A 26,089-nucleotide genomic window follows, 5' to 3' on the forward strand; every position below is an offset into this window, starting at 1 on the left:
CAACGCTCAGTGGTCGGACCACTTAAGTGGTCCGACCAGTTTACCATGGACCACTTAGTCGTCCAATGAAATTTCCTTGGACCAGCGCGTTCCGAACGCCGAAAACCAGCGGTACAACAACGGCACCACGTACAAGCTTCCTATTGTACCGACGGAAAGCCCACCCAATACCGCTACCGCCAGCGGCCGCTGCAGTTCCGCCCCCAGCCCACCGGCGAAGAGCACCGGCGCCAGGGCCAGGATGGTCGTCAGCGAGGTCATCACGATGGCCCGTAACCGCCGCCGCCCCGCCAGGTGGATGGCCTCCAGCACGGTCCGTCCCGCCCTGCGGCCGCGCTCGATCATATCGACCTTGATGATCGCGTCGTTCACTACGATCCCGCCCGTAACCACCATGCCGATCAGGCTCAGCAGATTCAGGGTGCCGCCGGTGACGTAAAGGGCAAGCACCGCACCGACCAGGCTCACCGGCACGACCAACAAGACGACAAAGGGCAACAGCAGGGATTCAAACTGCGCCGCCAGGATGAGGTAGAGCAGCAGCAAGCTCACCAATAGCACCCCACCCAGTTCCCGCACCCGTCCGTCGTCGGTGAAGTAGCGGCCGGCAACCTGGGCCGTCAGCCCCGGGCCGGCCAGTAGCGGGGTCAGTTCTTTTAGCTCGACCGGCCCTTCGGGCAGGGGCACGCTCAGGTATTCACCGCCTCGATCGGCCGTCAGCACGCGGTAAGCGGGCCGGCGGTCAAGCCGCAGCAGGTACTGCAGGGGGATCTCGTTCCCGTCTCGGTTCGTAACGGTGGCCTCCAGCAGGCGGCGCGTGGTCAGTGGTTCGTCGTTCACCAGCAGCACGGGTAGGGCGCGGTCGTTGGCCCGCAGCCGGGTCACCTCATTTTCCCCGAAAAGCGTCAGCAGTCGGCCGCGCAGCCGGTCGCTGTCGACCCGGTTCACCTGCAACTGCGCGTAATTCAGGCGCAGCGCGATGGCTTCGTTCCGGCCGGGGGGTTGGGGTCGGTACCCCTGGGCCGACAGACTTTCCAGTACCGGTTCCACCACCTCCCACGCTGGCGTGCGGCCACCGACGGCCTGCCGCAAGCGCACCTCCAGATAGGGGTCGTCGTTGAGAAAAATACGGTCAAAGAGATTGTGCAGCGGCCGGAAGGCGAACGCGGCTTCCGGGTAGCGGCGGCGCCAGCCGTCCAGGAAACCATTGGCGAAATCCGGATCGCGTGGCGGCTTGGGCAGGTACAATTCCAAGCTCGTGGCGGTAGTGGCTTGCGCCTCCTGGGCCAGCAGGAATTCCTGTTCCCCGACCAGGGCGGCCGTTTCGCCGCCAAAGCGTTGCCGCCAGGCCGCCATAAGGGCGCGGACGCGGGTGCCGTGTTCCTCCAAGGACAGCGGGGCATTCCAGTCGACCTCCAACACATAATCGGGCCGCGACAACTCCGGAAACCCCGTAGTCGGCAGCCGGGCGGCTAACCATACGCCCAATCCGATCCACAGCAGCACGGCCGCCGCTGCCATGATCGGACGGCGAACAAAGCCGGAAACCGTCCGGTCAAATACCCGCCACCCCCGGTCCGGGGCGGACGAGACGCGGCCCTTCTCCCGCTCCGGACGGATCAGCTTAAAGCTTAACAATGGCAGCAGAAAGTAGGCCACCAGCAGGGAGGCTGCGAGGGCCAGGGTGACCGCCACCGCCTGATCGCGGAACAGCGCCCCGGTAACGCCACTGAGCAGTACCATCGGCAGGAAGACCGCCACCGTGGTGAGTGCCGAGGAAATGAGCGGTCGGATGACCTCGTCGGTAGCCGCGGCGATTTCCTGCGGGTCCCCCGCCCCGCCCACCTGGTCGATATTGTCCAGTACGATGATGCTGTTGTCGATCATCAGCCCGATGCCCAGTATCAGACCGGCCAGCGACACTACGTTGATGGTGAGGCCGGCCAGGTAAAAGCCCAGGATAGCCAGTAGGAGGGCTACCGGCACGGCCAACGCGATCAGAGCCGGGCGGCGCCAGCCGCGGAAAAAGAGGAAAAGGATCAGAACGGCGAAGCCCGCGCCGTACAGTAGCCCCCCGGTCAGGTTGTCGATGCTGGCCCGCAATACTGCCGTCTGGTCGTTGTCCAGCGCGAACCGCAGACTAGGGTACTGCTGCCTTAGGTCAGCGAGCAACTTATCAAGATTTTCCTGCAGCGCAAACAGGCGGGCGTCGGCGCGCTTGCGCAGGGTGAAGACCAGGCCGGGGTGGTCTCCGTACAGGAACTGCCCGCGGGGTGGTCGGGCTTCGTAGGTTACGGTGGCGAGCTCGCCCAGGGGCACCGTCCGTCCACCCACCTTTAGATACAGCGCCTCGAGGTCGGCCGCGGTACGCAGTTCCCCGGTGAAGCGGACGCCGTACTCGTAGGCGCCGTCGCGCAGCAGCAGGCTGCCCACTTCCAGGTTGGCCTCGTTCAGCAGGCGCGCCAGGTCATCTTCCGTAAGACCGACGGCCCGCAAGGTCTGCCGGTTCGGCCGCACGCTGAGTCGCGGGGTAAGTTGGCCACTCAGATCCGCGAACGCAACCTCAGGCAACTGCTCCAGTCTTCTTTTGAGCACCAGGCGGCCGAGTTCGCTGAGTTCCAGCATTTCGGAGGCCGTGGCCTGGGTATCCCGCAAGGTCACGCTCAGTTGCACGACGGGAATATCCGCCACGTCGGTTGCCAGCACCCGGGGGCGTTCGACGTCCCGGGGCAACTGCCCCATGGCCTGGTCGATCTTTTCGTTGACTTCGATGAAGGCCAGATCAGGGTCCGTGCCGAAGGGGAAGTCCAGGTAAAGAACCGCGGATTCATCCCGCGTTCGGCTCCGGATATCGGTTAGCCCGTTCACCTGCAAGAGGGCGTTGCGGAGGGGCGCCACCACACCGTCTTCCAGGGTACGCGCCGCGGCGTTGGGGTAACTCACCTGTACGCTCAGGCGGGGGATGCCTACTTCGGGCAGTAAGCCCACCGGTAAGCGGACCGCTGCGTAGAGCCCCAACACCACTACCGCGACGAAGGAAAGCAGTACGGCTACGGGACGGTGCAGGAGATGGCGTAGGATAGCGACTGGCTTTATTTCACTTTGACGATCACCCGGGCATCGTGGTCCAGGTTCAGGTTGCCGGAAACGATTACGGAGGCACCGGGTTCCACGCCTTCGCCGACGGCGATCATCTCGTCGTTCTCGTGCAGGACGCTCACGTACTGCCACTTCGCGCGCGCGCTCTCCTCATCGTAGGTGAACACGACGGGGCGGCCAGAGCGCAGGACCAAGGCTTCCTTAGGCAAGAGCACCGCTTCGTCGGAGTGCCCCGCGATGGTTACCATCACGTTCATGCCCGGGTACAGGCGGTGTGACCCGGTGTTGCCCAAACGGGCACGCACCCGCAGGAGCCCACCGTCGTTCACCCGTGGATTGACGATATCGAGGGTGGCGGGAATCTTGACCTCCGGGAGGGCGAGCGGGCTTACGGTGATCCGGTGCCCCTGGTCGAGTCGGGGAATCTCCTGCTCCAATAAAGTGAACTCCGCTTCGAGGCTCGTCGGATCGATTAGGGTACAAATTTCCTCCCCCACGCCTACCAATTGTCCGGCCTGGGCCTCTACCTCGGCCGCGCGGCCCGCGAAGGGGGCTAGCTGTATGGCCTGCGTGAGTGCATAGTGGGCTTCCCGCAGGGCCACCTCCGCAGCCGGCAATCCCGACTGAATAAGCGCATTGTCGCGGGCCAGTCGGGGCAGGACGGTATCACCGGGTGGAAGGTTGATGGATAGGCGTAGGAGCAGGTCGCGGTGGCGGAACGCCGCCTCCTCACGCGCGGCCATCGCCCGGTCTACGGCTAATCGCACCGGGCGCAGGTCGGTGACCGCCAGGGTGTCTCCCCGGCGGTAGTACTTCCCTTCCACCGGAGCCAGGGTTAGCACGCCGCCGATCTGGCTACTGATCGTTATCTCGCGACGCGCACGCAGGTTGCCGTTGGTTTGCCGCCTTAGGGGTAATTGCCCGAGTCGGGCTTGAACGATCGTCACTTCCGGTGCCACCACTTCGGTTATAGATTCGCCCGAAAGGTTCACGGCTACCGGTTCCACCTTCTCCCCCCCACCGCAATGGGTTAGGAAGAGCAAACATAGATAGAGGTAACTAGGATGGAGGCGTGCCATAATTACTGAGCCGGATCAGTGGGCGGGGGGGGGGCAGGGGAATATTTTGGTAAGTCGAGCGATCGACGCAGGACGGCCAGCCATAATGTACGTAAAACAGCTTTTGATAAGATGGTGACAACCGCTGTCGCTTGGGCAGATGCGGTGCCAGTTGCTCAAGTTTTCTGGTTACCGTTCGGGTGTGGACCGAACATTCGTAGGCCAGCTGACTACGAGTTTTGAAGGGAATAGGTGCCATTAGTGTCAAGCTAACGAAGTATTGGATGCGGAAATCTTGCTGAAATTACGGAAATAATTTGATGAAGCGAGGCGACGAGCGTCACTTTATCCAGCTTCGGCCCCAAATGTTCTTCCAGCAAAGGCAATTTTGCTGGCCTCCTCGGCCCGGGCCGGTACCGCCCTGCTCTCCTTGTAGACGAAGCCCAGGCGGTGTCGCAGGTCCGTCATACCGCTCACCGTATACTCTACCCCGAAGGTGTCGCGGACGGAGGCGCAGATGTCCGCGGCGTCGGGGTGGAGATTGTGGTCCAGGTGGACCGTCGACTGCTGTTCCTTGACTTCGTCCTAACTGAGCTCAAAGTTCATACGTCCTCAAATCGCTGCTGGCCGAAAACCAGTTCGTGAGCGGTATTGACATCACAAGACATTAAAGATCAAATATTTGCCAATTGCGATTAGACGACGCATTTTGGGTAAACGGTAGCTCCTTCCAACTACCTCAAATGGGAGGCCATTTACTAGATTGGTTGTCTAGAGAACACATCATAGTGCCATGTTTACTTTTCCACCTATTACTAAGCAGTTTAGAAAAGCTGTCTTATTAACTTTTTTCGCGGCAGCCTTCTCCATACCGAATGCATCATTTGCAGGTTGTGGATTTATCGGCTCATATATGACCTGCTCAGAGGGTGGTGGAACCGCCCATGTGTGCCGAGCCGTATGCGATGGAGGGTCGAGCACCTGCGTAGCGTGTGGTTGCGGCATGTCACCCTGCACCCCCGCCGGCTGTGGTGGGTGCAATGAACAATAAACCTATTCCACAATTTTAGCCTAGCTTTTGGGTTAACCCCAGGAGCTAGGCATAATTTAAAACTATGTCAAAGTGCTTACCTTATGTTTGGTTATTAGTCATTCTACAGTGCTGCACTATGGAAAGCGAACCATTGCACACTACGACGACAGGATCGGTAGGCCAATCTTATAAAATTGCCGGCGGCCATTTTTTCTCCGAACCGATAATGGTCAATGTACCCTACGGGGCCACTCTCAAATCCGGCACCTCAATGTCAGAAATGTTCGTGGACACTCTGGGGGGCCAATTTATTTTCATCGATCGGGACCGGTGCCGCGTCACCTCTTTTTCGACTGAGGGGGAGATCAAGTGGCAGATCGCTTGTGGTGTAGAAGGCCCGGATGCTTCACCTGGAAACATTGACAATGTTGCCTTCGCAGAGCACAGTGGCCGATTGTACGTCAACGACTGGACCGCCAAAACCATCTTTGTTTATGATCGGAATGGCGCCAAGGTAGGAACCATCCGGCACGGAATCAACTTTTCTGACATGGCGGTGCTCCCCAACGATCACCTGGTGCTGTTTACCGACATCTACTACAACCGGAGCGTAACCGGGCATCCAGACCGCCATCATAGCTTTATATATATTGATGGTACGGGAGAAATTGTCCGCCTGGCCGGTTCAGGCCCTCTGCCGCCCGTTCGTGAAACATTTTTGGATTACCACGAATTTTTCTGGAACGAAGGGACGCTATACTTTAACCAACAGTTTACGGACACCACGTTTCGGGTGGAACCGGACACCATATTTCCAGCATACACAACCGGCCTTAGCGCCGCGGAAACGACCCAGGCCCTCTTCGACGAGGCAGACGTAGCCGATCCGGTCACCGAAATTGTCGTGAATGACTATGCGTACGTATCTCAAGCAGTTAATTCCGGCAACTATACCTATAGGATATACACCCCGGGCATAAATACGTCCAGGCCACAGATGTCCATTGCCGACCCTTCGGGAAATACGCTTTTTGACGGTCGGTTCGTCCAAAGCGGAGCGTTCACTCTGACAACTCCGACCAAGCTCACCAACGGCTACTTTATAGTGAAGATGTTCAAGGAAAAGTTTGAGGAGTTGCAGAAATTGGCTGATCAGCCCTCAGTACCGGTTGAGTACTATAATCCCGACCCCAATACAGATATTGACGGAATGGTATTGATCGCTTTTAAGCCGTCCTCAGAAAAATAAAATAAGCATTCCGATCACAATGGTGAATCGCTCCGGTATATGCGCACGTCTTCGTCGTCGGATGCGATAAAGACCGTTCCCCGATCCGATACCGCCAGGGTGTGGGCACGGTAGGGAAGTCGGTAACTCCGGACCAGCTTTCCCTCCCAATCGAACACGAAAAGTCTGTCGGTAGCCAGCGGTTCTCACTATCGGTCAGATCAGCCTGATGCAGTACATGTCGGCAATTTCGAGGTGTAACTTCTGCATGTTTGGTGCCGGCACCCTGCGGAAGACCGTGCGCAGGCTATCCCAGAGCTTCGCCTTCGTCTTGAGTCCACCGAGCAGTGTACGCAAGGTCTGGTTGGCGGCTTGTTGCAATTGGTCAACCCAAACGGCCATCATAATCAGGTAGGCCATTACCGTGCACAGGTTCTTCTCCCCGGGGCCGTAATTGTGCTCGAAGTGGTAGCCCTTGTTCTTTAGCGTATTGAAGATCCCGTTTTCGATCTTCCTGCGGGCCCGCCCGATGGCCAGCAAGCGGCCTACGTTGTCCTTAGTCAGTCCCACGTTGGTCACGAAGGGGAACACCGTTTACTTGCTCCGCCCGTCGCGGCCGGTGATCGGCTCGTGGTCCCGGGGGAATACTTTGGCCACGCCGGGCTGCACCAGGGCAGCGCTCAGCAGCGCATGGTAGAGGTCGGTCGTACCGTCGCGGTGCTGACGGCCACGAAGTCTCGCCAGACGAATTAGCGGCGCAGTAGGCCCGCCCCGCGCAGGTGATCCAGCAGGCGCCCGAAGCCGGCCCGTAGTTCGGCCGGACGTACCCCGTCGAGCAGCTTACGCAGGCAGTTGTCGGACGGAATACGACCGATGCGGAACACGCTGGCCAGGTTGTGCTCTTCGGCCTGCGTCAGGCGACCAAACTCAAACAAGGAAGCGGCCTTGAACGAGTAAATAGCGAAGGCGGCCCGTAGGGCATCCCCCAGGGAATAGCTGGCGTTGAAGGCGCGGCCATCGTCTAGCCTGCTAAAGAACGGATGTAGGATTTGGCCGAAGACGTAGTCGAAGCTACACAGGCGGGAAAGTTCGGACTCAGATCGTGCTTTAGCCATCCCCGAAAAGTACTACCGGATGGCCAAATCTCCGATAGTGAGAACTGCTGCAATCGAGCAGCGTCATCAACCCTATCGTTGTGATCACCATAATCTCGTATTTGGATACAACCTGCAACAGGAATAGGCGATCACAAGATGAAGGCGTTCACGCGTTAACCACGAATCACGCAACTTCAATACGACATTTAGCGACATTTCTATCTATACGCTTGATATAAAAAATACTGTTCCATATAATGGATATCGGTAACGGGCCTCGCCTGAATTTGAAGGCGATGCAGTATTCCACTGCATGTTCAACATTGATACACCATGAATAAAAACTTGATAGTAAAAATAAAGTCGATGGCGATTGCGGTCATTGTCTTTGCTTCAATTTTTGCCATTTCCATTCCAGTAGGTGCGGAATGTGGATCGTGCACGGTTTCAGCGTCGGGACCAAATAATGGCTCTTGTTGGACTTGCAGTGATGGAACAGGCGACATATGCATGGCCTCGGGCGGCACACCAGGTTGTAATGGCACGGTGATTGGAGGAACATCTAAGCCGCCAATCGAACAATAACTTCTCGACCTCCCATTTTCGACAAAACATGCAGTTACTATTACATAGGAATTCGTCCTAGATAAACATATCAATTTGCGATTATGTAATTAACAATATTACCACTTACATAAAATTTTAATCGTAGAAGCATGCCCAAGTTTTGCTGATCGAGCGAGAGTGATAAAATTCTGTTCTGAGCAAGGTGAAAAACGAGGCGATGCCGGTAGCATCGGCAATTATCTTCAACGCCGCTCAGGATAAAATTGGCCGCTCGTAGCCGATTGAGAAGGATTTGGACGTGCAATAAAAGATTGGTCAATCGCAAACATCGTAATAACAGAGACCTCTTTGGCCAGTTAACCGTTTTCAATCGAATCAATAGCGGCTAATTTCTTCACATGAAACTAATATTCCATTTAATTATCATTTTCCTATGTGCTTGCACTTCACACGCTGATTCTCCCACGCCCCGTTCGAAACTTGAATATCTCGATTTAGTAGAAGTCGACTCATTGTATTTAATTGCGAGCAATACGTATAATTACGATAACCTTCACGGGATGAGTGTGGCAAGTTATAACGGAAAAGAATACTTGCTAAATCTTTCGAATGAAAGAATCTTTCGATTTGATCTTAATGATGGTGAATTGGTAGAAGAGCTCCCATTGCCAAGAGAAGGGAAAGGGTCAATCAAAGTAGCTGGTGATGGCGATGGAATAGCTATGATTAAACCTGGACACTACCTGTATATAGCCAATATGATGAGATCAATATACTCAGTCAAAAGTAATTTTGCCTCTGTTGTTGACGGAACCGTTGACACCGATAACATCTACCTCGTCAGTTCGTACCAAGGACTGCCTTTGACAATTGGCAGCGCTTCAATTGTACCACAAATATCCCACAATTACAAAGACATATCTCAAAACAAAGCCTTTAGAATTATTGATCATGGAACCTGGACGTCTAAACAAATTATAGATTATCCGGAAATATATAAACAACAGTCATATGGTTTGTATCCATATCTATATCACGCCTCAATTATTCATTTTGAATCCAAGGGGGAACTGAAATTCTGCGTATCTTTTCCGGTAGATCAAAAAGTGCACATTTACAACACCAACTTCACCTTAGAAGAGTCTCATTATATGCAATCTAACGAAATTGATGAGATTCCCGCGTTTTCCGACCTATACTATGTTGCTGATCAACCTGACCAAGCCGACCATACCAGATATTACAATTCATTGTCATATTACACGGGTTTGTATTATGACGGCAAAAATGAGATTTTCTATCGCCTCGCTAAAATTCATGTTCCAGAGAAAGATGGGTGGCCCTTTAAGTATAGCGTTGTAGCTTTCGATAAGGAATTCAAAGCTATTGGCGAGTCTACGGTGCCAGATGATTACAAACCATCATCTGCATTTGGCAGCAAATTCGGTTTAATGATGTTAAACCGCAAGAAGTTCGCAAATGATCGGAGTGCAGCTATTCCGTACGCTATATTGTCAATGCAGTAAAGGGCAGTTTATTACAAGTAATAATAAGCCTTTCAATTGCGCTGCCAAGATATACCAATCGCGAAATGATTTGGGCCAGCAACGGTTTGAAGGCATATGGATTTCGTTAGAGTACCGGATAATTTTCTGAAATTGCTTAAGCCATACAAGTAGTTTAATTTGCCCCTGCCGGCTTCGCGTGGTAACGGTATGGATCATCATCCACCAGGGGCATAGCATTTTGGCTACCGAAGCTGTATTGGGTATTGACGATAGTACTATTCACAAGTAAGTACGTGGCTACCTCCACGGGGGCAAGCCTGATACAATAATTTGTCCAATAAAGTCCAGTAAGCGTGAATTTTCCCGTAGCTGCCCACCTGGATTTTCCCACCCTACCGCATATCCGCTTATTTTACCTTCACCGTGAAGCCCTTCCCCACCCTACTCCTCCTTACCGCGCTGGCCGTACTCGGTTACCTGTTACTGCCGCGCCTCTCGGTGCGCTGGCAGCCGGGGGTGACGGGCGCTACCCTGCGAGTGGACTATGGTTGGCCGGGTGCGGGGCCGGAGGCGGTGGAACAGCAGATCACCGCGCCGCTGGAAGGAGCCTTCGCCCTGGTACGTGGCGTGCAGGAGATCCGGTCCGTGAGTCGGCAGGGCAGCGGATACATTCGCCTGCAACTGGAAGAGGGGACGGACGCCGACTTCCTGCGGTTCCGGGTAGCCAGCCAAGTCCGGCGGCTGTACCCAAAACTGCCCATTGGCATTACCTATCCTCGCCTATCCTACACTACCCCTGACGACGAGGAGTACGATACACCGGTACTCACCTACGCCCTGAGTGGACCGGTCGATGCCACCGCGCTCTACCGTTACGCCACCGATCGGCTGCTGCCGCAACTGAGTTTGCAGGAAGGCCTTGCACGCACGGAGGTGACCGGGGGCAACCGGCTGCAGTGGCGCATTGCGCTGGACCCCGCCCGTATCGCGGTAGCGGGACTTACCGTCGGCGAGGTGCGCACCCGGCTAGGCGAGCACTTCGCGCGCAGTGGTCTGGGCTTCGTCGTAGACGGCAATAATCCGGTTTATGCCTACCGGCAGGACGCGCCGGGGGAAGCAGTCGCGCTCACCCCCGGTGACTGGGAAGCGCTGCCACTGGTGGGGCGCAGCGGTAAGGTGATTCGACTGGGAGAGTTGGCCAGGGTATACCGGGAGCCGCCGCCCGCCCGCGGCTATTACCGCATCAACGGAGAAACCAGCGTCCGATTGCTGGTCTACGCAACGCCCGATGCCAATCGGCTCCGCTTGGCCGACGAATACGGCACCCGCGTCCGCGCCCTGGAAGGAAGCCTTTTGCCCGGTTACCACCTGCGGCTGGAGGACGACGCCACCGAGTACCTCCGGGAAGAACTGCGCAGGACCCGCAACCGGACGCTACTCAGTATGGGCATCCTGCTGGTGTTCGTGCTGCTGGCCTATCAGAGCCTGCGGCGCCTGCTGGTGGTGACGTTCGCCCTGGCGGTCAACCTGGGCCTGGCCTTCCTCCTGTACTGGCTGTTGGGGGTGGAACTGAACCTGTATGCCTTCGCCGGCATTGCGGTGAGTTTCGGCATTATGATCGACAACGTTATCATCATGCTCGACGCCCTGCGACGGCCCGGCGGGAGTCGGGTAGGGCCCGCTATCGCCGGTGCCACCCTCACGACCCTGGCAAGCCTGAGCGTAATTTTCCTGCTCTCCGCCGAATTGCGCGCCCAACTCTACGAACTCGCGCGGGTGATGACGATCAACCTGTCGACCTCCGTAGCGGTAGCCCTGCTGCTGGTGCCCGCCCTGACTCCCCGACCTGACAATACCGACACGGAGCGGCTGCCGCCCATTGCCGACAACGGGTACTCCCGCCTCGTGGCCGCCCTCGTCCGCTACCGCAAAACGGTTCTCGTGGCAACGATCCTGGCCTTCGGGCTTCCCCTTTGGATGCTGCCCAATCGGGTAGACGACTGGCCGCTCTACAACCGGACCCTTGGCTCCCCCTACTACCACGACGTACTGCGGCCGCACGTGAACCGCTGGCTGGGGGGCAGCTTCCGCCTCTTTACCCACTACGTATACGCGGGCAGCGGCTATCGGCCGCCGGAGGAGACGAAACTCTACGTGAACGCCGCCCTGCCCGAGGGCGCCACGGTAGACCAGCTGAACGACGTACTGCTGCTGGTGGAAAAGTACCTGGCTGGCTTCGGGGGGCGGATCGACCGCTATACCTCCCGGGTCAACAGCGGACAATACGGGGCAATGGAGATCACCTTCCCCGAAGGGAATGCCGCCTTCCCCTTCCGGTTGAAAAATGAACTGACGGCCTTCGCCACAAACTTCGGGGGGGTAAAGTGGAACATCTACGGCGTAGGGCAGGGATTCAGCAATGCCTCCGGGGGTGGGTCCGCCGGCTTCCGCGTAGAGATGCGGGGCTACAATCAGTCGGGTCTGGACCGCCACGCGGGGCGGCTGGCGGAACTGCTGCTCAACCACCCCCGCGTCCAGGAGGTAGATACCAACGCCAACCTGAACTGGTGGGAACGCGACCGGGCCGAATACCGGCTGGACTTCGACCGCCGCGAACTAGCGCGGCGCGGACTGGCCGTCAATTCCCTCCGGCAGGCCCTGGAGTGGTTCGACCGCAGCAACCAGGCCGACCTCTACCTGGCGGGCGGGGAGCCGGTGGCCATCACCACCAGGGACGCAGGGGACTACGATAGGTGGCGGCTCGAAAACTGGTCGGTACCGGTGGATACCTTCGCGTTGGCCTTCGCTTCGGTAGCCCGACTGAAGAAAGCGATGGCCCCCCAGGCCCTTCACAAGATTGACCAGCAGTACTTGCGGATGGTCGAGTTCGAGTACCTGGGCAGTCCCGAGTTCGGGGGGCGCCACCTGAATGCCTGTCTGGACACCCTGCGGGCGGAACTGCCGCTGGGCTTCTCCGCGGAACGCAACCACTATCGCCAGCGGCTGGCCGCCGGGGAGATGAGCTACCTGATGGGCCTGGCCGTGATCCTGATCTTCTTCATCTGCGCGCTGCTGTTTGAGTCGCTGGGGCAGGCCCTGGGCATCGTACTGCTGATCCCGGTGTCGTGCATCGGGGTGTTTCTCACCTTTTACGGCTTCGACGTACGGCTGGACCAGGGGGGCTACACCAGTTTCCTGCTGGTGGCCGGGCTGGCGGTGAACGGCCTCATTTTGGTACTGAGCGAGTACAATTACCTGCGGCGGGCGTATGGCGGGCACGCGGGTGCCGGGCTCTATGCGGAAGCCGTGCGCCGCAAGATCACACCCATCCTGCTCACGGTAGTCAGTACGGCGGCGGGACTGGCGCCCTTCCTGTTCGGGGGGCGGCAGGAGGTATTCTGGCACGCGCTGGCGGCGGGGACCATCGGGGGGCTGGCGTTTTCCGTTCTCGTGATCGTGGCGATCGGGCCGGTGTTTTTTGTGGGGCGGCGGTAGTGGTCCAACGCTCAGTGGTCGGACCACTTAAGTGGTCCGACCAGTTCACCATGGACCACTTAGTCGTCCAACGAATTTTCCATGGACCAGCCCCAAATCCAATGTATCGACACTAAATCGGAACCTTCCCCCCACCCCGCCGTTTAAACACCGACCCTAAAGAATCAAATATGCTAGACCATCTCCTTTCCGAGTACCAGCTCGGCCAAACCAAACTTGCCAATCGTGTCGTCATGGCCCCCCTCACCCGCTCGCGGGCGGAGGGCAACGTGCCCAACGATATGATGGCCACCTACTACGGCAACCGCGCCGGAGCCGGACTCATCATCTCCGAGGGTACCTCCCCCAGCGTGAACGGACTGGGCTACCCCCGCATCCCGGGCAGCTTCTCCACCGAGCAGATGGAGGGTTGGAAGAAAGTAACCCGCGCCGTCCACGACCAGGGCGGCAAGATCTTTATGCAGCTTATGCACTGCGGCCGCGTCGGACATCCCGACAACGTTCCCGCCGGCGGCCGTATCCTGGCCCCCAGTCCGGTGGAAATGACCGAAACCAAGATGTACGTCGACGGTAAAGGCCTGCTGGACATTCCGGTTGCCCACGAAATGAGCATCGACGAGATCACCCTCACCATCGAGGAGTACGCCAATGCCGCCAAGCTGGCCATCGAGGCCGGATTCGACGGGGTGGAACTCCACGCCGCCAACGGCTACCTGCTCGAGCAATTCATGCACCCGAAGACCAACCGTCGCAACGACCAGTACGGCGGCTCGGTGGAAAACCGCCTCCGCTTCCTGCGCAACGTCGCCGAAGCCACCGTCGCGGCCATCGGCGGCGACCGGGTCGGCGTGCGGCTGTCGCCCTATGGCGTATTCAACGAGATGGGGTCCTTCGATACGGTCGATGAGACCTTCGTTTCCGCCGCCCGGTTGCTCGACGAGATCGGCGTCACCTACCTCCACCTGGTCGACCAGGAGGATATGGGCGCACCCCCCGTCCCCGACGCGATCAAGGCCAAAATCCGCGAGACGTTCAGCCGCAGCCTCATCCTGGCCGGCGGCTACGACGCCCACCGCGCCGAGCAGGACATCAGCAGCGGCCGCTGCGACCTGGTGGCTTTCGGCCGCCCGTTCATCGCGAACCCCGACCTGGTCGAGCGCTTCCGCGAAGGCGCCGAACTGAACGTACCCGATTACGACACCTTCTACACCCCGGGGCCCGAGGGATACCTCACCTACCCCACCCTGGCGGAAACCGCCTGAGGCCCTACGACAGTCTGACTACAACCGTCGGTCGCATCCATTGCGGCCGACGGTTTTTTTATGCCGCCTTGATTTTCCTGATGCCGTGCCCCAGGTCGTGGACGATCACATCCTGCCCAAGGTGCTTCCGCAGGATGCTGGCCCCGATGGCCGAGGCGTAGCCGTCGCCGCAGTGTACCACAATGGGGCGGTCGCGGGGAATCTCCTGCCAGCGATCCCTCAGCTGCCACAGCGGAAGGTTGATGGCGCCGTAGAACCGGGTGTCTTCGGCGGCGGCCGGCGCCGGCCGCACATCCACGATGGTATACTTCCCTACGTAATCGTCTTTCAGGCGTTTCACGTCGAGCGGGGGTTGCTCGATCTCGACCAGCCCTCCCGTCCACTGGGTTACCCCCCGCAGCTGGCGGTCGTAGCCGATCTTGGCTATGGCCTGGGCCAGGGGATAGGCCGATTCCTTCCGGTCGATCAGGAGATGGAAGTCCTCGCCGGGGCGTACCACGCTGCCCAGCCACAGGGCGAAGGGGCCGTCCGCCTGGATGTTGATGGCGTTGCGGGCGTGCCCGGCGTGGAAGTCGGCCGCCCTCCGTGTATCGATGAGCAGGACGTTCTCTCCCAACGGCATGACCGGTGCCGGAGAGGGACTTTCCGAGGCGGCCTCCGCTTCGGTGAGGATGACCGCTCCGCCGCGGGTGGCCACGACCGGCTGGTGGGGCTGCAGTTCGCCGCGGTGCTCTTCGGTCAGGAAGTCGCGGAAGGGGGCCAGGGCGGTGGCCCAGTCGGGATAGCCCTCGCAATTCTGTTCCAGGCATCCCTTCACGTAAGCGGGTACGAAGGGGTAGTCTTCCAGCAGCCAGTCGGCGAATCGCTTGGCATCGGGCTGCTGGAAGACGGGACTTTCGGCCTTGGCTTCGGTCAGGTTAAACCGCTCGTGGGTGGCGTTGCCCATCTTGCTAAAGTGGTTGTCCTCCCCGAAGCCGGCAAACACCGTAGCTCGCGGCGCGAAGCCGGCGATGATCTTGTGGATGCTGTTGTATTGCTCTTTGGCGTAGTCCTTGGAGCCGTGCAGTGGGTTCAGGTCGTCGAGACGTGGCAGGGGGTATCCGGCGCCCAGGTGCAGGAGGGTGCCTCCGGTGAAGATGCCGTGCACCTTGCGGTCCTTGTCAATGGCCAGAATACTCAGGCTGTCGGCCGTGAACCCCGGGGTTTTCTGCGTCTGCAGGTGGCTGCCGTCCCCGAAAGGAATCATGGTGGCCCGACCAGCCTTTACGTAGCGCCCCTCTCCGTGGAAGCGGTAGGTCGCCGCTCCGTAGATGTCGGCCCCGGTGATGCGGCGCAGTTCCGCCCACCCGCTGGCGAAGGTACCGGGGCTGTGGGTCATCACGATGGCGGTGAGCCGCAGTTTGTTGTCTTTCAGGTACTCCAGGTACGCCCCCGGCCGGCGGCTGGGATCGACCGCGATGGCCTCCCCCTTTTCACTGATGAGGTAGGAATACTGGTCGAGGGTCTCGTCGTGAAAGCGCTGGATGTGCATGGGAATCGGGTTGGGTGATACTCACCCATAAATCACCGCCCCGCCCCCGGATGTTTAGTACCGCCGCGTGATCATCGGGGAATGTGCACCGGGGCCGCCGGGCCGCTTGCGCAGTTCGTCGAGCCGGTCGCGGCAGCGGTCGCAGCTGGCCAGGTGCTCGCTGATCTGCCGGTAGGCGGAGCGGTCCTCCTCCCGGGTGATGCCCTGCCAGTACTCGAGCAGGTCCTCATCGTCCGGGTGGCGGAAGCTGCCCAGCACTTCCCGGCCGATCTTGTAGATGATGGCCGCGGCCACGACGGTGACGAGTAAGACTTCCATGCGCCGTAAACAGGGAGACGCGGCGGATGGTTGGCGGCCACTCGTCCGGCCGGCAGCGCGGTTGGTAGAATGCCGGGTGGCAGTTTTCGGCCGCTATCGTACTTTGCCTGATATGTCCGTCGCTACCCGTGAAACCGCCGGCTCCCAGCTCGGCAATTTCCTCGACCGCCTGGGGAGCACGTTGGTCCGCCGTCCGTTCTACCACGGGTTGGCCTGGTTCGCCTTTTTCTCCATCCTCGTCATCCTACAGCTGCAGACCGGGGAGATTGGATTCGGCCTGGCCCTCATCAATGAGTTCATTACGGTGGGGGTGTTCGCCATCGTAGTCTACACCAACCTGCTCTTCCTCTTTCCCGCCTACCTGAAGCAGGGGCGGTACTGGGTGTACCTGGCGGCCCTCGTGGGGCTATCGGTCCTCTTCACCCCCCTGGAGCTGGTGATCAAGTACTTCATTTTCTCTTACCGGGAGAACATCCAGGTGGACCTCCTCCAGCATATGGAGGCCTATTTTCTGGGCAACTTCCTCATCGGCGGCATCAGCTCCATCGGCAAGATCATGACCGACTGGCTGGCCGAGAACCGTAAAAAACAGGAGGCGGAAAACGAGACCATGCAGTCGGAACTGCGCTTCCTGAAGTCCCAGATCAACCCCCACTTCCTGTTCAACACCCTGAACAGTCTTTACGCCCTCACCCTCAAGAAGTCCGACAAGGCCCCCGATATCGTCATCAAGCTCTCGGAGATGATGCGCTACATGCTCTACGAGTGCAACGAACCCACCGTTCCGCTCAGCCGGGAGATCAACTACCTCAAGAATTACCTCGACCTGGAAAGGCTGCGGCAGCGCGACGGGATCGATATCAGCCTCGACGTCCAGGGGCGGGTAGCCGAACAGCAGATCGCCCCGCTCTTGCTCATCCCCTTCCTCGAGAACAGCTTCAAGCACGGCATCAACGCCGCCCTCAAGGGGGGATTCGTGCACGCTACCCTGAAGGTAAACCAGCGGTCCATCCACTTCTTCCTCGAGAACACCAAGGGAAACGTCCTGCCCCGCTCCCCCGACACCGCACGCCCCAGTGGAGGAATCGGGCTGGTCAACGTGCGCCGCCGGTTGGACCTGCTCTACCCCGACCGCCACGACCTGACCATCACCGAAACCCCTTCCACCTACGCCGTTCACCTGAACCTGGAACTCTAAAGGCCAATGGCCCCGTTTTATCTCACATTGACCAAATTTTACTACCCATGATCAACGCCATTATCGTAGACGACGAACCCCTGGCCCAGGACGTCCTCGAAACCTACCTCGAAAAGATCTCCGAAATCGAGCTCGTAGCCAAGTGCGACAACGCCTTCGAAGCCAATGAAGTCCTCAAAAAGGAAGACATCGACCTGATGTTCCTGGACATCAACATGCCCCAGCTCACCGGCACGGATTTCCTCCGCGGACTCTCGGATCCGCCCGTCACCATCTTCACCACCGCCTACCCGAACTACGCCCTCGACGGCTTCGAGCTCAACGCCCTCGATTACCTCGTGAAGCCCATCAGCATGGACCGCTTCCTCCAGGCCTGCAACCGCGCCGTAGAACAGGCCGAGCTGAAGCAAAAAGCCAAAGCGCTACCCGTACAGGACGGCGGCCCCGGCTACTTCTTCGTGAAAGCCGACAAGAAGCTGGTCCGCGTCAACCTCGACGAGATCGTTTACATCGAAGGACTGAAGGACTACGTCATCATCCGCCTGCCCGACGACCGCGTCATCACCCTCCAGACGATGAAGTCACTCGAAGACAAGCTGCCCACCACCAATTTCCAACGCATCCACCGCAGCTACATCGTCAACCTCGAACGCATCGAAGCCCTGCAGGGGAATATGGTAGAAGTAAAGGAAAAGGGAAAGATCACCAGTCTGCCCGTCGGAAAAAGCTACCGGGATACGCTTGCTGAACGGATTGAGAAGCTGAAGTTGTAGATCGTTAGAGCTTTAGTTCTTTAGTCGGTTAGGGCTTTAGGTGTTCGCGTTCCTGGCATAGCCATCTCGAAAGACCTATTCGCCTAAAGAACTAAAAGACTAAAGAACTAAAATACTACCGTACTAATACCCTCCCTCCCTCACTATTCCCACCAAATTCCGGGGCGTACATACACTCTACCCTTCCCAGTCCATTGCTGAAGTTACCGGCGTAGGTCGTGAAGAGATCGTATTCCAGGGTGTAGGTTCCGCGGGGCAGGTGATCGATGAAGAAGTTGGTGGCCACATCACCGGGCGCGAAGTAGTAGCCCAGTCCTCCGGAGTAGGTATAGCTCGAGAGAGCGTTCACCGGTTCAAAGGTAGCGGCGCGGCGATCCTTCAGGTGTACGTAGTCCAGGTCGCGGTCGCTGCTCAGGGTCAGGCGGACGGTCACGCGGTCACCGGGTTGCAGGGTGGTGCCTTCGGCCAGGGGACTGAGGCGGTCGCCATCGCGCTTGAAGAGTTGACGTTCCAGACTCAGGGGGCCGTCGGCGCTCGCTTCCACCCGGTCGGCCAGCTCGGTGTACTGCCAGTGCACGCCGCCCCAGACCAGGTCGTTGCCGCGGTTGCGCAGTTTCACGGTGGAGTGGTCGCGGGTCACCTCCCCGGCCGGCAGGCGCAGGGTGAAGGCTCCGGTTCCGGTTTCCGCTTCCTGTTGCAGGGCGCGGACGCGGGTGCCCAGTTCATTTCCCGGGAGGCCGGGCCAACTCGCAACCAGGGGCCGGGCCTCGTCCTCTACCCGATATTGCTCCCCGCCGTTCAGCAGGGCAAACACGGCCGCGGCGGTCGCCTTGGTGGTGGGCCAGCGGTTGGTCCGCTTGTTGCTGAGGAGCCAGAGCCGCATGCCGTCGAGTTCCTCCTGCCGCGGATCGATCTTGCCGAAGGCCTCCAGCAGTCGGGTATGGGTTTCCAGGGGGAGGTTGTGCCACTGGAACCCGCGGGGATACTTCCAGTACATCCCGAATTCATCGGCGTGGAGGGCCCGCTCCCGGAGGCTTTCCAGAATGGTTTTCGCGGTACCGTCGCCGTGGGCGTCGGCCACCAGGGCGATCAGGGCCTGCTCGTACAGTCCGTAGTCGGTCCAGCTGTCCAGGGCCCGCTCCCGGTAGAATTCCACGGCCGGAGTAGCTTTCCCAGCCGCAGTGCCGGACATCGCCCGGGCGTAAAGCTGATGTACCTGCAGCGCCGAGGGGCGGTAGGTGTTGCGCAGTTCCACCGAGTCGCGTACGTCGGCGAACAGGCGGCGGTAATCATCGGTCAGCCTTTCGTCGAGGTAGGCCAGCGCGCGCTCGGTGATCTGGTTTACCGTAGCCGACTGGGCCGCATCCACCACGCCCAGTTGCCGCATGCGGGCCAGGGTTTCCACTACGTACTGGGTCATGTAGCGGTCCGAAGGGCCGCCGGGGAACCAGCTGTAGGCTCCGTCGCTTTCCTGGCGGGCGACCAGCTTGGCCAGGGTGGCGCGCTGTTCTTCCGCCAGTTTCTTCAGGTCGAAGAGGTGGGCCAACCGGGCGCGCTGCTCGGTTTCCGACTGCGCTTCCCTTACCCAGGGGGTTTCGGTGAGCAGGGCCTGGGTGAGGGATTCGTTGCGCTGCAACTCCCCGAGCAGGGCGGTGCTGTCGGCCTGCCACCGCCGGAATACCCGCTCCAGTACCGGCTTGTTGGTCACGGTGGTGTACGCTATCCGGTGGGCGAAGTAGCGGTTCACGACCTGCTCGGTACAGTCGTAGGGGTACTCCATCAGGTAGGGCAGCGCCTTCAGCGCCAGCCAGGCCGGATTGGTGGTGGCCTCGAAGACGTAGCCCACGTGGCGCAGCGACTCACTGTCGTAGTCGGCCAGTAGCGGCAGGGTAATCGTCTTGCGGTCGTTGCGCCGGAGGTAATAGGGTACGCTGACGGTGATCAGGGTGCGATCGGAAAGCACGGGGACTACGTTCTCCTCCCCGTCGCTGAAGGTCGCGCCACGCCCGACGATGCGGTACCCTATCACGCCCCGCTCAGAAAGGCCCTCAGGCACCACCAGCGGGAAGCGGACGGTAGCCGATGCCTGGGCCTCCAGCGAGGCCGTTGCGGTGAGTTCCCGGGCACCCGCGGCCCCGCCGAAAGCAGCCAGGTCGAGCACCTCGTCCGTAGCGGGATCGAAGAGTTCCAGGTAGACGTCCACGGGCATCGCCGCGTCGGTCATATTGGCCACGCGGGCCGTCAGGGTCAGGGAATCGCCCTCGCGCAGGAAGCGGGGGACGTTGGGCAGGACCATGAGTTCCTTCTGGGTAACCACCTCGCGCTCCGAAAGCACGTAGTTCAGCTCGGCATCGTGGACGAAGAGACGGAATTTCCAGGCAGTAAGCGCCTCGGGACTTTCGAAACTGATGCGGAGGCTACCGTCGTTACCCGCAGTGAGGGCAGGGAACCAGAAGGCGGTCTCCTGCAGCTTGGTCCGCAGGTTTACCGGGGGGCGGGCCCCGGACTGCCCCGTGTCACCGGGGGCGGGGGGCGGCGGGGGTGACTGATTGGTCACCGCCGCTTTTTCCATATCCATTTGTGCTTCCGCGGCCACGGACTCCATGGCCATAGCCTCCACGTTGCCGCGGAAGCGGGCCGCCCGTCCCATACCGGTCATCACGACCTCCTGCAGCCGGTCGCCGGCCAGCCGCAGTCGGGGCAAAGTGGGGATGGTATCCCGGTCGGCGACTCCGGGCCGGGTGTAGCTGCGGCCGTACTCGGTGCCGAAACTGCCGCCGCCAATGAGGGCCGCGCCACCGTAGAAGCGGGGGTAGGGGGCAAATTCCCATCCCTGTCCGGCAAAAACCTGGTCCAGGCTGGCGTCGTACATCGTGGCCAGGGCCGCGGCCTCTACGGAACTGCCGTCGGCGTTACGGAGGACGATTGTCCACTCCTCGGGGACTCCCGGCCGCAGGCGGTTGCGGAAGGTGGCGTAGGTAGCGGTGAGTTCTTTGTTGTCCCAGGGCAGCGACAACTGTCGGGCGGTGCGGTGCAGGCGGTTCAGGCGGATGAAGGCCAGCTCGACGGAGAGTCCCCCGCGGTCGGCCTCCGTCGGAGTATAGGTGAACGAGAGGCTCCGGCCGCCGCCGGCCCGTCCGCTGGTGGTACCCGCGCGGCTCTGCCACTGGTGGAGCACCAGGGGCAGGTCGACGGCGCTGATGAGGCGGAGGTTCAATGGTTGTCCTACGGTCACCGTATCCGGAGCCCCGGCCAGTTCGTACAGCACGCCCAAGGGCAGTTCATTATTAGCGGAGCTATACACGCTGAAGGTAGCGGGCACTCCGGCGGTACCGTCCGGATAAGTAAATTCGATGCGGTAGTGCCCGACGGGGAAGTCGGCCCGCAGCGGGAGCCGTACCTCCGCTCCGTCCAGCTCCACCGTGGTGGAGTACACGGCCTCGCCCCGGGTAGGCCAGGTGGAGAGTTCCGGCACGGGGGCGTAGGCCAGATAGGGGTGGTTCCGCTCGAACGCCGCGCGGTTAATGACGGGCCGGTCGGGCATGGGCCATTCCCTTTCCAGCAGGGCGGCGTTGGGCTTGATCACGGGCACGATCCTGAGCTGCAGCCGCAGGGAGGTGTCGGCCGCGTCGGTAGCCACCAGCAATTTCAGGCTGTCGCCCCGGTCGATGGTCTCCCGCTGGGGCGTCACGGCCACGGTGGGCCGCTGTCCGCGGATGGCTACGGTGGTCGTCGCCTCGTGGGTCTCACCGGTGGGGTCGGCCACGTCGGCCTCCACCACGTATCGGTAGCGGCGGAAGCCGGCGGTGTTGAGGTTGTCGCGGGTCGCGAAGGTGAAAGTAAATGCGCCGCCGGCGTCGGTTTCGGTGGTACCGCTGGTGAGGAGTTCACGGTCGCCGCCGCCCCCACCCCCGCCACGGAAGTAGCTGTAGAACCACCGGACTTCCTCCAGGTACACCCGGTAACTGACGCGCCCTTCCGCTACCGGTGGGCCGGCGTAGGTCAGGGCGGTGCCTTCCACGGTGGCTACGGCACCTGGTTGCACCGCCGGGGGTGTTTCCAGTTCGACGGCGAAGCGGGGGCGTTTGTATTCCTCTACCCGGATGTTGGCGTTCCCCTGTTCGGTTTGCAGGGTGAATTCGCCGGTGAGTCCGCCAGTGGGCAGGGTAAAATCCAGGCTGAAACGGCCGTAGGCATCGGCGGTGGCTTCTTGGCTGGCCACCTCCTGGTAGTTGGCATCACGGAGCACCACGGTTACCGTGGCGTTGGGTACCACGCTGGGCAGCTCATCGCCACCCTTGCGGTAGCGGAGGCCGTAGACGTGTACCGTTTGTCCGGGGCGGTAGATCGGCCGGTCGGGCAGCAGGGTGGTGAAGAAGGTTTCCCGGGGCGGACTGACGGAGCGGCTGAAGGCGTATGCTTCGGTCACCATCCGGTCCCGGCCGGCCTGGTGGTCCAGGATGAGCTGGTAGCTGCGGTAGCGTTCGGTGGCCGGCAGGGTGAGGGTGCCCCCGGCATCGGTGCGGCGGGTGACGACTTCCACGTAGTTGCCGTTGCGTTGTTGTTCGCGCACGGTCACTTCCACGTTGGGGATGGCGGCTCCGGTGGTGCGGTCGGTGACCAGCACCTGGGCGCCATCGTCGGTTCCGTCCACCTTTACGGTAGCCAGGTCGGTCACCTGGAAGGTGATGATCGTGAAGTTGGAGGATTTCACGTTGAAGTCATCGTTGTCGGCGATCACCATCCGGTAGCCTCCGGCGGGCAGGGGGTCGAGGTCGAGTTCGGTGCGGTGGTGGCTGTAGTCATCGTTCGGGGCCAACCGCTGGCTGCCGCTGGCTACGCGCCTCCCGCGCATCACCTGGGCCAGGCGTTCGTCGGACCGGTAGGAGTCGGGCTCGGTTCGGGCGGGGTCATAAGCGTAGATGCGGTAGTGTACGCGGTCGACGTTGCGGTAGCCCAGCCCCACTAGCAGGTGCTGCCGCCGCGGGTAATAGCTGAGGGCCTGGGCCTCCAGGACGGGCTGGGTGATGACCTCCCGCAGTTGCCTGGATTCTACCCGGGCTACGGGGTCTTGCTCCCCTACCCGCTCGAGGAGGCGCAGGGCGCGCACGCGGGGGCGGGCACCCAGCTGTTCGTCGTCGCGGTCGAGCAGACGGGCCATTTCTACCAGGATGCGGTCGCGGATATCCACTCCCGGGTAGTTGTCGTACATCCGCTGCAGGGCGGCGAGGTAGAGGGAGTCCGGCGCTCCGCTGCGGTGGACGAACCGCATCCGTTCCAGGTCGGCGTGGAGCAGGGCGGGGCCACCGGCGTCGAGGTGATAGGCGATCCACTGCTGGTAGAGCTGGAGTTTGCGGGGGGTGCCCTTGCTGAGGTTGTAGTGCAGGCTCAGGTCCAGGGCGGCGAAGGCTTCGGCGGGCAGCAGGGCCCGCTCGGCGTCGGCCAGGGCCTCGTCGGTCACCGTGCCGAGGCTGCTGCCCAGCACCTCCATGGCGCGGTCTACGATCAGGTCATAGAGGGTGGGCACTTCCCGGATGCGTTGGTCCCCACCGCTGACGATGGCCGGGATGGCCCCCAGGGGCGTCTGGTTATCGCGGGCCAGTTCCAGGGCCCGGTAGAGGTGGCGGTGGCTCAGGTACAGCAGTTGATCCATGCCGTAGTCAGTCAGGGACAGGGTATCTGCCACGGCTGCTTCGCCCACGGTGGTGAGGTCACTCAGGCGGTAGGCATTGCTTTCCGCGTAGAGGTGGTAGTACTCCCCGAGCAGCAGGTGGGTGACGGTGGCCACCACGGGTTGGCGGGCGTTGTCGGCCAGGGCCTGGCGGAGGAGATATACGGCCGCCTGATGACCGTCTTCCGCGAGCCGGCCGGTGAGGGTGGTCCGGTAATCGAGGGCCCGCGCCCGGTGGTCCGGGGCTTCCGCCGTGGCATAGAGCTCGTCGGCCAGGGTCAGGGCACTGCGGTACTTGCCCTCCCCGGTCAGGGTTTCGATGCGGCGGTAGGTATCGGTGGGGTCCTGGGCCATGAGGGTACCCGTGAGGGCGGAGAGGAGGAGGATCAGAAGGTAGTGCATAGGGCTGGGCTTGCGGGCGGTTCTCACCCCCATAGATGCAATTCAGGCCCTGTTTGTACAGTGCACCTGCGTTAAATAAACGTCAAAGGGCCGGTCGTAGGTGGGGTCATGGCACCTGCGTTCCCGCCGTAATGCGGTTCAGGGGGGCGCGGCCGCGGGTGCCGGCTTACTCACCCACCGGGGCGGCCTGCAGGCGGTGGTGGAGGTCGTTCAGCCCCATCAGTCCGGCCGACCCGTACCAGGGGTGGAGCTCCATGACCAGGCTGCCGGCGGCAATGGCGGGGTCGGTGGCGGTCAGTTCGCGGGCCTCCTCCACGGTGGCCACGTCGAAAACGTAGATGCCCCTGAGATCACCGTCGTCGAGGAAGGGGCCGGCCAGCACGAGTTTGCCTTCTTCCGCCAGCCGGTCGATGTTGGCCATGTGGGCCCGCTGCAGCTCGGCGGCGGCGGTACTGTCGCTGCTGCGGTTCGGGCCGGCCTTCAGCAGGGCCATGACGTAGGGCCGCATACCGTATTCGTCGGCGCCGTACTCCTCGATCAGGTCCGCGTCAACCCCGGCGGCGGTGTAGGGCACGGGGGCGGGCGAAGGGTCGGTGCAGGCAAGGGCGAAGAGCAGGAAGGGGGCGAAGCGGTACACGGCGGCGGGGGGTGGTGATGTCCCAAAATAGCGGGAATCGATCAATCCGCAGGAAGGGGACTATCTTCCGGCATGGACGATTTCCTGCTGCGTCGCCGGGCTGCTTTCGATCCCCCCCGTTTCCAGGGGTGGGGCCGGCGGCGGCGCTACTTCGAAGGTTGGTACTTCAAGGTGGTCGTCCCGGAGCACGAGCTGGCCTACGCCTTCATCCCGGGAATAAGCTACGACGAAGCGGGGGAAGGACACAGCTTCCTGCAGGTGCTCGACGGGGTGAAGGCGACCGCCGATTCCTACCAGTACACCACGGTCGATTTCCGCTCCGCGGCCTACACCTTCGACGTGCAGCTGGGCCCCCACCGCTTTGCCACCGACCGCTTGCTGATCGATTTGCCGGACCTCCAGGTCGACCTCCGGTTCGACGGCGTGACCCCCTGGCCGAAGCGCCTGCTGGCCCCGGGCATCATGGGGTGGTACAGTTTCGTGCCCCGGATGCAGTGCTACCACGGGCTGGTCAGCTTTCACCACCGCACCCTGGGATCACTAAAGGTGGGCAACCGGACCTACGACGCCTCCTCCGGCGTGGGTTACACCGAGAAGGACTGGGGTAGCGGGTTCCCCGAAGCCTGGATCTGGGGGCAGAGCAACCACCTGAGCGATACCCGCCTGCCGGCCAACCTGATGTTGAGCGTAGCGGTGATTCCCTGGCTGAAGTCCAGTTTCCGGGGTTTTCTCTGCACCCTGCTGCTGGACGGGGAGTTGTACACCTTCACCACCTGGTCGGGCGCGCGGGTCGACGTGCGTTTCGCCGAAGGTGGGTCCACCGTTACCCTGGTCTTCACCCGCCGCCGGCTCCGCCTCACGGTGACGGGCCACCCCGCTACCGGGGGCCACCTGGCCGTTCCCGTTGGCGGGGCCATGACCGGCAAGATCCACGAAAGCCTCCAGGCCCGCCTCGCCGTACGCCTCGAACGCGGCAACGAAGTGGTATACGAAGGCACCGCTTCCTGGGCCGGATTGGAGGTTAGTGAGAATGCGCGGGAGATGTTGGGTTCCGAAAGCTGATTGCGGTTTCCCTGGATGGTGGCTAAGCGCCAATTCCTGACGCAGCCAGGTAAGGTGGCCAGGTCTTGGTAATCGTGGAGATGCGGTTGAGGCAAAAAAGGTCGAGGGCCTCCCGGCCCGAGTCATTAAATCATAGCAGCATCCCGACCT

At 60.8% G+C, this 26,089-nt stretch carries 17 protein-coding genes; 8 read left to right on the forward strand and 9 right to left on the reverse strand.

Annotated elements, in window-relative coordinates; genetic code table 11:
- Positions 1–54: 54 nt before the first annotated feature.
- From CGL56_RS04575 to CGL56_RS18605, 3 genes are all read right to left on the reverse strand, one after another.
- The gene (locus CGL56_RS04575) at positions 55–3,096 is read right to left on the reverse strand and encodes an efflux RND transporter permease subunit (RefSeq protein WP_262490626.1); all 3,042 of its coding nucleotides are present in this window, start codon (positions 3,094–3,096) and stop codon (positions 55–57) included.
- Entirely contained in the window at positions 3,093–4,142 is a 1,050-nt protein-coding gene (locus CGL56_RS18420; protein WP_245183930.1) for an efflux RND transporter periplasmic adaptor subunit, read from the reverse strand. Before CGL56_RS18420 ends, CGL56_RS04575 begins: the two co-directional genes overlap by 4 nt.
- A 360-nt stretch (positions 4,143–4,502) precedes the next feature.
- A complete protein-coding gene (locus tag CGL56_RS18605; protein WP_099105293.1) occupies positions 4,503–4,709 on the reverse strand; it encodes a helix-turn-helix domain-containing protein in 207 nt (68 codons plus the stop codon).
- Positions 4,710–5,326: 617 nt separating this feature from the next.
- Here CGL56_RS18605 and CGL56_RS04590 point away from each other — a divergent pair.
- Positions 5,327–6,439: a YncE family protein gene (locus tag CGL56_RS04590; protein WP_143470608.1), complete on the forward strand. Its 1,113-nt coding sequence runs from the start codon at positions 5,327–5,329 to the stop codon at positions 6,437–6,439.
- Positions 6,440–6,634: 195 nt separating this feature from the next.
- Here CGL56_RS04590 and CGL56_RS04595 read toward each other — a convergent pair whose 3' ends face one another.
- Together CGL56_RS04595 and CGL56_RS04600 are read right to left on the reverse strand one after the other, a co-directional pair.
- Positions 6,635–6,988: a hypothetical protein gene (locus CGL56_RS04595; RefSeq protein WP_143470609.1), complete on the reverse strand. Its 354-nt coding sequence runs from the start codon at positions 6,986–6,988 to the stop codon at positions 6,635–6,637.
- Between the two features lie 179 nt (positions 6,989–7,167).
- The gene (locus CGL56_RS04600; RefSeq protein WP_099105296.1) at positions 7,168–7,533 is read right to left on the reverse strand and encodes a hypothetical protein; all 366 of its coding nucleotides are present in this window, start codon (positions 7,531–7,533) and stop codon (positions 7,168–7,170) included.
- Positions 7,534–7,848: 315 nt separating this feature from the next.
- Between CGL56_RS04600 and CGL56_RS18015 the strand changes: the two genes are divergently transcribed.
- The 4 genes from CGL56_RS18015 to CGL56_RS04615 all read left to right on the forward strand — a co-directional run bounded on the left by CGL56_RS18015 (position 7,849) and on the right by CGL56_RS04615 (position 14,347).
- On the forward strand, positions 7,849–8,100 hold the full coding sequence (locus tag CGL56_RS18015; protein ID WP_143470610.1) for a hypothetical protein: 252 nt from the start codon (positions 7,849–7,851) through the stop codon (positions 8,098–8,100).
- A 380-nt stretch (positions 8,101–8,480) separates the two neighbouring features.
- The gene (locus CGL56_RS04605) at positions 8,481–9,608 is read left to right on the forward strand and encodes a DUF4221 family protein (protein ID WP_099105297.1); all 1,128 of its coding nucleotides are present in this window, start codon (positions 8,481–8,483) and stop codon (positions 9,606–9,608) included.
- A 405-nt stretch (positions 9,609–10,013) separates the two neighbouring features.
- A complete protein-coding gene (locus tag CGL56_RS04610; RefSeq protein ID WP_099105298.1) occupies positions 10,014–13,085 on the forward strand; it encodes an efflux RND transporter permease subunit in 3,072 nt (1,023 codons plus the stop codon).
- A 170-nt stretch (positions 13,086–13,255) separates the two neighbouring features.
- Positions 13,256–14,347: an alkene reductase gene (locus tag CGL56_RS04615; protein ID WP_099105299.1), complete on the forward strand. Its 1,092-nt coding sequence runs from the start codon at positions 13,256–13,258 to the stop codon at positions 14,345–14,347.
- Positions 14,348–14,405: 58 nt separating this feature from the next.
- On the opposite strand, the gene CGL56_RS04620 is transcribed toward CGL56_RS04615, so the two are convergent.
- Together CGL56_RS04620 and CGL56_RS04625 are read right to left on the reverse strand one after the other, a co-directional pair.
- Positions 14,406–15,878, reverse strand: a complete 1,473-nt coding sequence (locus CGL56_RS04620; RefSeq protein WP_099105300.1) for a rhodanese-like domain-containing protein — start codon at positions 15,876–15,878, stop codon at positions 14,406–14,408.
- Positions 15,879–15,932: 54 nt separating this feature from the next.
- The gene (locus tag CGL56_RS04625) at positions 15,933–16,196 is read right to left on the reverse strand and encodes a hypothetical protein (protein WP_099105301.1); all 264 of its coding nucleotides are present in this window, start codon (positions 16,194–16,196) and stop codon (positions 15,933–15,935) included.
- Between the two features lie 112 nt (positions 16,197–16,308).
- On the opposite strand from CGL56_RS04625, the gene CGL56_RS04630 reads away from it, so the two are divergent.
- Together CGL56_RS04630 and CGL56_RS04635 are read left to right on the forward strand one after the other, a co-directional pair.
- Entirely contained in the window at positions 16,309–17,394 is a 1,086-nt protein-coding gene (locus tag CGL56_RS04630) for a sensor histidine kinase (RefSeq protein WP_099105302.1), read from the forward strand.
- Between the two features lie 47 nt (positions 17,395–17,441).
- Positions 17,442–18,167: a LytR/AlgR family response regulator transcription factor gene (locus CGL56_RS04635; protein ID WP_099105303.1), complete on the forward strand. Its 726-nt coding sequence runs from the start codon at positions 17,442–17,444 to the stop codon at positions 18,165–18,167.
- 115 nt (positions 18,168–18,282) lie between these two features.
- On the opposite strand, the gene CGL56_RS04640 is transcribed toward CGL56_RS04635, so the two are convergent.
- Together CGL56_RS04640 and CGL56_RS04645 are read right to left on the reverse strand one after the other, a co-directional pair.
- Positions 18,283–24,240 (reverse strand): alpha-2-macroglobulin family protein, encoded by a 5,958-nt coding sequence (locus CGL56_RS04640; RefSeq protein ID WP_143470611.1) that lies wholly within the window; start codon positions 24,238–24,240, stop codon positions 18,283–18,285.
- A gap of 166 nt (positions 24,241–24,406) precedes the next feature.
- On the reverse strand, positions 24,407–24,877 hold the full coding sequence (locus CGL56_RS04645; RefSeq protein ID WP_222837659.1) for a YciI family protein: 471 nt from the start codon (positions 24,875–24,877) through the stop codon (positions 24,407–24,409).
- A gap of 72 nt (positions 24,878–24,949) precedes the next feature.
- On the opposite strand from CGL56_RS04645, the gene CGL56_RS04650 reads away from it, so the two are divergent.
- On the forward strand, positions 24,950–25,939 hold the full coding sequence (locus CGL56_RS04650) for a tocopherol cyclase family protein (protein WP_099105305.1): 990 nt from the start codon (positions 24,950–24,952) through the stop codon (positions 25,937–25,939).
- Positions 25,940–26,089 lie beyond the last annotated feature (150 nt).

Origin of the sequence: Neolewinella marina (genome assembly GCF_002631205.1) — a bacterium.
GTDB lineage: Bacteria > Bacteroidota > Bacteroidia > Chitinophagales > Saprospiraceae > Neolewinella > Neolewinella marina.

Excerpts from the sequence above, each read along its gene's own strand:
- CGL56_RS04620 (WP_099105300.1), bottom strand. The coding sequence starts at position 15,878 with ATGCACATCCAGCGCTTTCACGACGAGACCCTCGACCAGTATTCCTAC.
- CGL56_RS04625 (WP_099105301.1), bottom strand. The coding sequence starts at position 16,196 with ATGGAAGTCTTACTCGTCACCGTCGTGGCCGCGGCCATCATCTACAAG.
- CGL56_RS04615 (WP_099105299.1), top strand. The coding sequence starts at position 13,256 with ATGCTAGACCATCTCCTTTCCGAGTACCAGCTCGGCCAAACCAAACTT.
- CGL56_RS04600 (WP_099105296.1), bottom strand. The coding sequence starts at position 7,533 with ATGGCTAAAGCACGATCTGAGTCCGAACTTTCCCGCCTGTGTAGCTTC.
- CGL56_RS04635 (WP_099105303.1), top strand. The coding sequence starts at position 17,442 with ATGATCAACGCCATTATCGTAGACGACGAACCCCTGGCCCAGGACGTC.
- CGL56_RS04590 (WP_143470608.1), top strand. The coding sequence starts at position 5,327 with ATGGAAAGCGAACCATTGCACACTACGACGACAGGATCGGTAGGCCAA.
- CGL56_RS04630 (WP_099105302.1), top strand. The coding sequence starts at position 16,309 with ATGTCCGTCGCTACCCGTGAAACCGCCGGCTCCCAGCTCGGCAATTTC.
- CGL56_RS04640 (WP_143470611.1), bottom strand. The coding sequence starts at position 24,240 with ATGCACTACCTTCTGATCCTCCTCCTCTCCGCCCTCACGGGTACCCTC.
- CGL56_RS04650 (WP_099105305.1), top strand. The coding sequence starts at position 24,950 with ATGGACGATTTCCTGCTGCGTCGCCGGGCTGCTTTCGATCCCCCCCGT.
- CGL56_RS04605 (WP_099105297.1), top strand. The coding sequence starts at position 8,481 with ATGAAACTAATATTCCATTTAATTATCATTTTCCTATGTGCTTGCACT.
- CGL56_RS18015 (WP_143470610.1), top strand. The coding sequence starts at position 7,849 with ATGAATAAAAACTTGATAGTAAAAATAAAGTCGATGGCGATTGCGGTC.